Annotated in this window: 7 protein-coding genes; all 7 read left to right on the forward strand. The window is 34.8% G+C overall.

The features are described from left to right. The first annotated feature begins 134 nt into the window (after positions 1 to 134). Entirely contained in the window at positions 135 to 1,274 is a 1,140-nt protein-coding gene (bshA, locus tag E1171_RS13595; RefSeq protein WP_155206575.1) for an N-acetyl-alpha-D-glucosaminyl L-malate synthase BshA, read from the forward strand. Between the two features lie 253 nt (positions 1,275 to 1,527). Then, on the forward strand, positions 1,528 to 2,157 hold the full coding sequence (locus E1171_RS13600; protein ID WP_155206576.1) for a sterol desaturase family protein: 630 nt from the start codon (positions 1,528 to 1,530) through the stop codon (positions 2,155 to 2,157). A gap of 316 nt (positions 2,158 to 2,473) precedes the next feature. Further along, positions 2,474 to 3,289 (forward strand): NAD(P)H-binding protein, encoded by an 816-nt coding sequence (locus E1171_RS13605; protein ID WP_155206577.1) that lies wholly within the window; start codon positions 2,474 to 2,476, stop codon positions 3,287 to 3,289. Positions 3,290 to 3,443: 154 nt separating this feature from the next. Next, positions 3,444 to 4,085, forward strand: a complete 642-nt coding sequence (locus E1171_RS13610) for an AlbA family DNA-binding domain-containing protein (protein ID WP_155206578.1) — start codon at positions 3,444 to 3,446, stop codon at positions 4,083 to 4,085. A 203-nt stretch (positions 4,086 to 4,288) separates the two neighbouring features. After that, on the forward strand, positions 4,289 to 4,666 hold the full coding sequence (locus E1171_RS13615) for a co-chaperone GroES (RefSeq protein WP_155206579.1): 378 nt from the start codon (positions 4,289 to 4,291) through the stop codon (positions 4,664 to 4,666). A 1,022-nt stretch (positions 4,667 to 5,688) separates the two neighbouring features. Beyond that, complete coding sequence (locus tag E1171_RS23865) at positions 5,689 to 7,242, forward strand: glycine betaine ABC transporter substrate-binding protein (protein ID WP_187696447.1); 1,554 nt, start codon at positions 5,689 to 5,691, stop codon at positions 7,240 to 7,242. A gap of 515 nt (positions 7,243 to 7,757) precedes the next feature. Beyond that, on the forward strand, positions 7,758 to 8,810 hold a 1,053-nt coding region (locus tag E1171_RS13625), incomplete at its 3' end, for a transporter substrate-binding domain-containing protein (protein WP_187696448.1).

Consider the following 8,810-nt stretch of genomic DNA (forward strand, 5'->3'; position numbering starts at 1 on the left):
TAAAAGTAAAAGAATTTATTAAGCCTTATTAAACCTAATTTGGTAAGTTTACTTTGATTAAATGCGTAGACCATATTAATTTGTTGGTTAAACACGGTTTTGCGTTTATTTTTTAGCAAAAATACATAGTTGAAATGAAAATAGGGATTGTCTGTTATCCCACTTTTGGAGGAAGTGGAGTAGTAGCTACTGAATTGGGAAAAGGGTTGGCTCAGAGAGGGCATAAGGTGCATTTTATTACCTATTCCCAACCCACTCGGTTAGATTTTTTTAACGAAAATCTTTTTTACCACGAAGTTGATATTCGAAGCTACCCTTTGTTTCAATATCCTCCCTATGAATTGGCTTTGGCCAGTAAATTGGTAAATGTGATTAAGTATGAAGAACTTGATCTTTTGCATGTGCATTATGCTATTCCTCATGCTTCGGCAGCATATATGGCCAAACAAATTTTGCTTACGGAGGGAATTAATATTCCTGTAATTACTACTCTTCATGGAACTGATATAACATTGGTGGGTAAAGATGCTACATACGAGCCAGTTGTGACCTTTAGTATCAATAGCTCTGATGGTATTACAGCCGTGTCAGAAGACCTTAAAAAAGACACTTATCAGCATTTTCCAATAATGGGGGAAATTGAAGTGATCCCTAACTTTATCGATCTGCAGCGTTTTAAAAGGCAAAAGAAAGATCATTTTAAAAAGGCGATCTGTCCAAATGATGAAAAACTGATCGTTCATACTTCCAACTTCAGAAAAGTAAAGCGGGTAGGTGATGTAATCCGGGTTTTTCATAATATTCGTAAACAAGCACCTGTAAAATTATTAATGGTGGGTGATGGCCCGGAAAGGGTCAATGCGGAAGAACTGTGTAGATCACTAGGTATATGCCAGGATATTCGGTTTTTAGGTAAATTGGATGCTGTAGAGGAGGTATTGTCGGTAGCAGATCTTTTTATAATGCCTTCGGAAAAAGAAAGTTTTGGCTTAGCAGCTCTGGAAGCTATGGCTTGCGAAGTGCCAGTTATTTCCACTAATATTGGAGGACTTCCCGAATTGAACATAAATGGGGTTACTGGATTTGCTTGCGCGGTGAATGATTTGGAAGATATGACCAACAAAGCTCTTTATGTTCTGGATAATAAACATTTACCTCAATTCAAAAAGAATGCCCTTTCCAGAGCCAGAGAGTTTGATATTTCGGCCATTTTGCCAAAATATGAAGACTACTATCAACAAATCCTAGCAGCCCAAGAAAAAGAAAAGGCTTAGAGCTGGTTTAAGTTTTTTGTTATTAAGTGCAAATAGTTTTTGAAATGCAACGAAGTGCAGCTTTTCAAAAACTATTTGCAGCAAAAAGAAATTTTTTAAACATGCTCTTAAGTAAATTAATTTTATAGGTTAATCGCTTTTAGAGTACTCTTTTGAGTCGATTGGTAATTTTTTTTCTGTTATAGAACCTTTATTCTCCAGCTCTCCTTATAGAAGTAGAAGATAGAGTATAGGCTTGAAAAAAGGGAATTGTATGGGAAATGGAAATTCCATAATGCCAAAAAATAAAGGCTCAAAGGTGCTATTTAATAATGGATTTCTTGAAAAACTAACTAAAACCCATGTGGCAGTGCCAGTGACCATTTTGGGGATATATTCAACAGTTTTACTATACTATGCTTTTAGTTTATATCATTTGAGTATAGGTATAGTTATTGGCTTCTTTTTAATTGGTTGGTTTAGCTTTACTCTTATAGAGTATCTTACTCACCGGTACGTATTTCATATGGTGGCAAATACTGATCTACGAAAAAAACTCCAATATACCATGCATGGAGTTCATCATGAGTTTCCAAAGGATAAAATGCGGTTGGCTATGCCACCAATTTTGAGTTTAGCATTGGGGTTATTATTGCTCTGGATTTTTAATTTTATTATGGGAGCTTATGCCTGGGCTTTCGTTCCAGGATTTGCAGTAGGGTATTCCATGTATTTAGGTGTGCATTATGTAGTTCATGCTTATCCTCCTCCTAAGAATGTTTTGAGAAAGCTATGGGAACATCATGCTATTCACCATTATAAAGACCCAGAAAGAGCTTTTGGGGTGTCCTCTCCACTTTGGGATTTTTTATTGGGTACCATGCCCCGTAAATCTTATCATTAATAACAGTCAGGTCTAAGGGTTTTCTCACTTCTTAATTGCTTAAAGCGTTGTAATTTAACAAGTTTAGATGGTTTTTTTCTATAACTCATAAATCTGGGTTAAAATTATCATTGTCTGCACCTATGTGAGAAAATGTTTGAGGGGTAAAGAATTTCCAAATCTCTGTTTGAGACCATTTATTCACTTTCTGGAAAATAAATATAACTACCTCTCATTTATTATTTTTTAAACAATTAGATTTGATAATTTAAATTTTAGTGAACTTTAATTTGGTTAAATAAGCATTTGGTTTGAATTAAAGAAGACAGAATACAATATGAAGAAAGAAATAAGTATTTTGGGTTGTGGCTGGTTGGGGTTGCCTCTTGGAAAGGAATTATGTAACAATGGTTATCAGGTAAATGGGAGTACCACTAACCCTGAAAATATTTACTCTTTAGAGCAAGCTGGTATAAAACCTTATTTGATAAAGCTAACTCCTGCCTTAGATGAAGCACAAGCTTCCGATTTTTTTGATTCAAAAATATTGATAATAGCCATTCCCCCAAAATCTAAAACTTATGGTGATGCCTGGCATATCAACCAAATAAAAAGCCTTCTTACCCATATTAATGGAAAAGGTATTGAGCAAGTAATCTATATTAGCTCTACTTCCGTATATCCGGCTTTAAATAAAACAGTAACGGAAGTAGAAGTTTCCCAAGTGAAAGAGTCTGCAAATCAAGCGATGGTTCAGGCTGAAATTTTATTAAATAATTGTGAAAAATTTAACACCCTGATACTTCGCTGTGGAGGTCTGCTGGGGTATAACCGTATTCCTGGAAAGTACTTTCAAGGTAAGCAGTTGACTGGAGGAAATACTCCTGTAAACTACATTCATCGTGATGATGTTGTTCAAATTGTGAAAACCCTAATTGAAAGTGATAAAAAAAATGAAGTCTATAATCTTGTTACACCCATTCATCCACTTCGTAAGGATATTTATCTAAAAAACGTAAAAGATTATAACCTGATTCCACCTATATTTTTGGAAGGTAAAAAATCTTATAAGGTAGTTGACAGCAGTAAATTGATTCAAGATTTAAATTATTCCTTTCTTTACCCGGATCCCTTAAATTTTGATTATCAATAATTTTAGGGTTTTTGAAGTGAAAAAAATAGTAAACAGGAGCTATGCCCCTAACGTTAGTTATAAGGGAAGCAAAAATTGTAGGCTGTCAGATTCAAATTTTTTAGTTCAAATGTAGAGTATAAGTGGAAAACCAATTCACTATAATTTTTAAATAATGACACTGCGGGAGGTTCAAGCCCTGGTTAATCAGGGAGAAAATGAGGTGATTGAATTCAAACGCAAGGCCAATCATCCGGAAAAAATTGTGAAAGAAGTGGTAGCCTTTGCCAATAGCAGGGGTGGGCATTTACTTATAGGAGTAGATGACAATAAAACCATTTCAGGGCTGAAATACGCCGATGAGGATATTTTTGTCTTGGAGCGGGCCATTTTAAATTTCTGCAGACCTCGGATAAATTATGCTTTGAAAGTCATTCCTCTATCGGAAAATCGGAAAATATTGAGTTTTTATATACATCCCAGTATTAAAAAACCCCATTATGTATTGGAAGATGAAAAAAGTAGATGGGGAAAAGTTTATGTCCGTAATGAAGATAAAAGTATTCAAGCTAGTAGGGAAGTTAGGGAAATCTTAAGGAGAAGGAGAAGACAAAAGGACATTAGCTTTCATTTTGGAGAGAAGGAGAAACTTTTAATGGAATACTTGCAAAACCATGATCATATTACACTGAAGGAATTTTCCTCTTTGGCTAAGATCAACCTCTTTAAAAGTTCTAGAACTTTGATTTTGCTCGTTTTGGCTAATGTGTTAGAAATAATTCCCAGAGAAAAAGAAGATTATTATATATTAAAATAAATGACCGCCTAATTTTTGATTCGGAATTTAAGCGTGGGTAAGGAAGAATGCATATTAAAAGTTTAGTTTAGTCAACTCAAAACTCAAAATTCATATACTGGTTTGCTTCCTGAAGGCATGAAAGGAAAAATTTTTAAAGGGAGGAAAATTTCCGCTAAATTTGTTCTTTTAACGAAAAGACAATTTTTTGGAGTAAAACGAAAATGGAATTGACAGCAGAAAATAAATTTCGCAAGCTGATTATTGTTGGAGACAGAGTATTAATAAAACCAAGAAAAATCGCTGAAAAGACTTCATCAGGCTTGTTCTTGCCTCCCGGGGTAAAGGAAAAAGAAAAGATTCAGACAGGTTATATTATGAAAGTAGGTCCGGGGTATCCAATTCCAAGTATCCAGGAAGAAGAGGAACCCTGGAAGCAGGTAAATGAGAAAACCCGATATATACCCCTTCAGGCAAGGGAAGGAGATTTGGCCATTTTTCTCCAAAAAGGTGCTTTTGAAGTAATGTATGAAGAGGAAAAGTATTTTATAGTGCCCCAATCTTCTATTTTAATGCTTGAAAGGGAAGAAGACCTCTTTTAGCATTGAATTGCTCATCCGTTTCAAAGAGGGAAGACAATCCATATATTTTGGTTTGTTTGTGATGTAGGGGTGAGCAATATTTTATTCACTGAACTTTTAAAACAACCCTTGCCTTTCTAGTTAATGAGTCCCCTAAAAACTCAATTTATTGACTTTTTCGCAGGTGTTTGGATTCCCAGGGGCATAAACAATCCAATCTTTTTCATGCAGATCTAATAAAAAATGATGCGGGGAAGGTTTTGACCTTCTTTTCTGTTTTTTATAATCTTTTCAAAAATAGTAGTTACAGATGGAGCTGTAGGGTGCATTTTTTAAATTAAAGGAAAGATCAGGTAGGTCATTACACCTTCTAAGGCAAATCCTTTTATGTCAGGTTTTTTTAGACTCAATGTCTAAGCATAAGATGAAATTCGCTGGAAAACCCTGTTCAGCTTAAGTAATAAAACATAAGAATCCTTCCGATTTCAGATTATCCATTGGACAGTAGGTGCTATTTTTAAAATTTCTTTTGCTTCCTTAAAATAAATGCTGAAAGATCTTAATTGGAAGGATGATTAGGTAAATCGCTATCACCCCGGGTTCATTATTTATGTACTGAAGAAATTTGTGATCTGAGTCCTTCTAATTTTTCAAATCAAGTCTATTGGTTAAAATAAGTCTTTGGAAAAAATTACTTAATATGTAATTTTTTCGATTCATATTGGAAAAAATATTCCTCCGAAAAATATGGCTTTTGACAGCAGTCAGGACTCCATGCACTTTTCTTGCTTTTTTGTTTAAGTGGTGCTGCATGGGAGTTATACTCAATCTTGGAGAAAAAAATAGACCTCTGAAATAAATTTGGATTGAAGGGGAGGGATGTTTGAGATTACCCTAAAACAAGTTTAGTTTTAACAGGTATCTTCGAGCGATAGGTCTTACCTGGATTAAGTCGAGACAATTTAGATTACATAGAGGAAAAATTCCCTTTTTACTATAACTTGTGCAAGTTCTAAATTCTTAATTTGTAATAATACTTTACTATGGGTAGGGAAATTTGGGATTTTATACTTGCCAGATATCAGGAAATAGCCCATTTAAGCCTTCAACACCTTGAAATAACCGCCTTTTCGGTGGGCTGTGCCATTATCTTTGGGGTACCTTTGGGCATTGGGATTGCTAGAAAACCTCGAATGGGCAAATGGTTGCTACAGTTGGCTAATGTTTTGCAAACCATTCCCAGCTTGGCTTTATTTGGCTTACTTATTCCCTTTTTAGGAATTGGGAAAATAGCGGCGGTTTTTGTATTATTTTTATATGCACTTCTTCCCATTCTAAAGAATACCTATATGGGATTGGAGAGTATCGAACCTTCCATTATTGAAGCAGCAAAGGGGATTGGAATGACCAGTAGGCAAACGTTATTTTTGGTCGAGTTTCCCTTGGCATTGCCCATAATCATGGGGGGAATTCGAATTTCTACAGTAATAAATATTGGAACAGCCACAATTGCTGCATACATAGGAGCTGGTGGGCTGGGAGATTTTATTTTTAGAGGAATAGCACTTAATGACAATATGATGCTTTTAGCGGGAGCTGTTCCTGCTGCTGTACTAGCCCTTTTGGCTGATTATTCTTTAGGAATGGTGGAGCAGACCTTATTAAACAGGCAATTTCAAAATAGAAGGGTGGTTGATCGAAGAATAAAACTTCTGAAGAGACTTGCCATATTAATCCTGTCCTTTATTATTTTATCCGTAGGATTTGCTGTTTTATTGCCCTCAAAAAAACAATTGGTGATTGGTTATAAAGCCGATCTTGAGGGCCCCACTTTGGCACAGATTCAAAAGATATTTTTGGAAAAAAATACAGATTTTGAAGTTCAGACTAAGGCCTTGGGGAGTACTTTTTTGGCCTTTCAGGCTTTAAAAAATAATGATATTGATACTTATGTGGAATATACAGGTACCGCTTATCAAGCCCTTCTTCATCAGGACAGTCTAAAGAATCCTCAACAGATTTATCAATTTTTGAAGGATAGTTTACAATCCGGCTTTGGAATTCAAGTGCTTACTCCATTAGGTTTTAATAATACTTATGCATTTGCCATGAAGGATTCGGTTGCGGAGCAATTATCTATTAAATCTATTTCCGACATGGGGAAAAAGGCATCTCAATTGCGTTTAGTAAGTACGATAGAATTTCAAGACCGACAACAAGATGGTTTACCAGGGGTAGAAAGAGCATATGGTTTTCAGTTTAAAGAGGTAATTAATATGGAAAGTGAGATTCGATATTTAGCCTTAATGTCTGACCAAGCTGAAGTTGTGGTAGTTTATACTACTGACAGTCAAATTAGAAGGTTTAATTTACGTGTGTTAAAGGATGATAAAAAATTTTTCCCTCCCTATGAGGCAGTTTCTTTTGTTGGTGAAAATTTGGAAAAAGAGGCTCCAGAGGTAATAAAGTGGTTAAATATGTTGGGAGGAAAGATTAATAATGATCAAATGATCCAACTCAATTATGAAGTCAGTGAAAAAGGTATGAAAGAGGAAAAAGTTGCCCGTCAGTTTTTACTGGAAAACGGTTTGCTTTAAAATGCCTTGTTGCTTTCCAGTAAACTCAACTTACTTTCAAATGTAAAAGGTTTTGTCTTCTCCGTCCTTGTGAAGGATTTCTCTGTTAAAGATCTTTTTGAGTGGAGGTATATTTTTTGTTGAATTGTTTCCCATTTTGGATATGACAAATGGCTTTTAGCGTTAAAAAAGAAAAGGAAGGGGTAAAATTTTTTCTTTTTTAATTAAGAAAATAAATATTTCCAGAGTTGGAGTAGGTGGAATTGTATTTAAGAAGAGTTTAACTTTTTCGGATGATATATTTTCTGCCAATATATAAATTAACTGCCTCACTATATTTTATTTCCGAAGTATTGAAGAAATATTGATTTGGGGTTAAAAGGGAGAGATTTAATTCTTTATTTATCCAAATATTATATTCCTTTTTAGGTTGGGGGTTAAAGGTAGCCCCCTGAAACTTAAGTCTTTTTTGCCTGTTATATAGGGTGAATAAGATTGGAGATTTTAGGAAAATGGTTAAGCTTTGCTTTTTTATTTTGCCGCTTTATTTTTTGTCTTTAGGAGGTTTTTGTAGTGAAGGAAATTTTTATCCAAAGCAAAGGTCTGATAAAAAGGTAATTGTTTATGGAGGGGATAGAGATTTTGCTCCCTTTGAATTTTTAGATGAAGATGGAAAGCCTGATGGTTTTTTTATTGATTTATTGACTGAAATAGGTAAAGTAAGTGGGTATGAATTCAAATTTGTTTTAAAGTCCTGGCCCGAAACATATAAAGAATTTACTCAAGATTCCGCTTTTGACTTATCTGAGATGTTTTATAAAAGAGAAAGGGTTGATTCTTTTGAATTTTCCCAATTGGTTGCTTTGGTAGATCATCGATTTCTGGTTCGTACTAAAGATAAGTCATTGGATCTTTCCGAGGGATTGGAAGGAGTGGAAATTGTATTGGAAAAGAATTCTTATCTTGAGAAATACATAAAAAGGCATTTTCCTAAAGCACATATGAATTCAGTAGGCTCTCAACCGGAGGCTTTAAACCTTTTAGCATTAGGAAAGTATGACTTAGCGTTAGTAAATGAATATGTGGCACAAACCATACAATTTAAACCTGAATATTCCGGATTAAGGATAACAGGTCCTCCCATGATTTCCGCTCGTTTGGCTTTCGCTGCTCACAAGGGTGATACGGCCTTAATAAATGTAATCAATGAAGGCCTAGAATTGCTTAAAATACAACAGCGCTATACTGAAATTTACAATAAATGGTTTTCCATTTATATACCAAAAGAAGCTTCCAGATCTTATCAAATTATGAAATATGTAAGATGGGTTTTGGGGAGTATTATTTTGTTATTATTATTGGCTGGAATATGGATTTTCTCTTTAAGACGAATGGTTAAACTCCAGACTACCGCTATTCAAAACGAACTAAAGGAGAAAAATTACGCTTTGGCCGAAATGAATAAGATTAATAAGGAGCTGGATAGTTTTGTATATAGTATTTCCCACGATATTAACGCTCCTATCGCTTCTGTTCTGGGACTAGTCAATATCATGAAACATGACTTGAAATATCCTGAAATAGAGGGG

It is taken from the genome of Xanthovirga aplysinae, assembly GCF_009711365.1.
Taxonomy (GTDB): domain Bacteria; phylum Bacteroidota; class Bacteroidia; order Cytophagales; family Cyclobacteriaceae; genus Xanthovirga; species Xanthovirga aplysinae.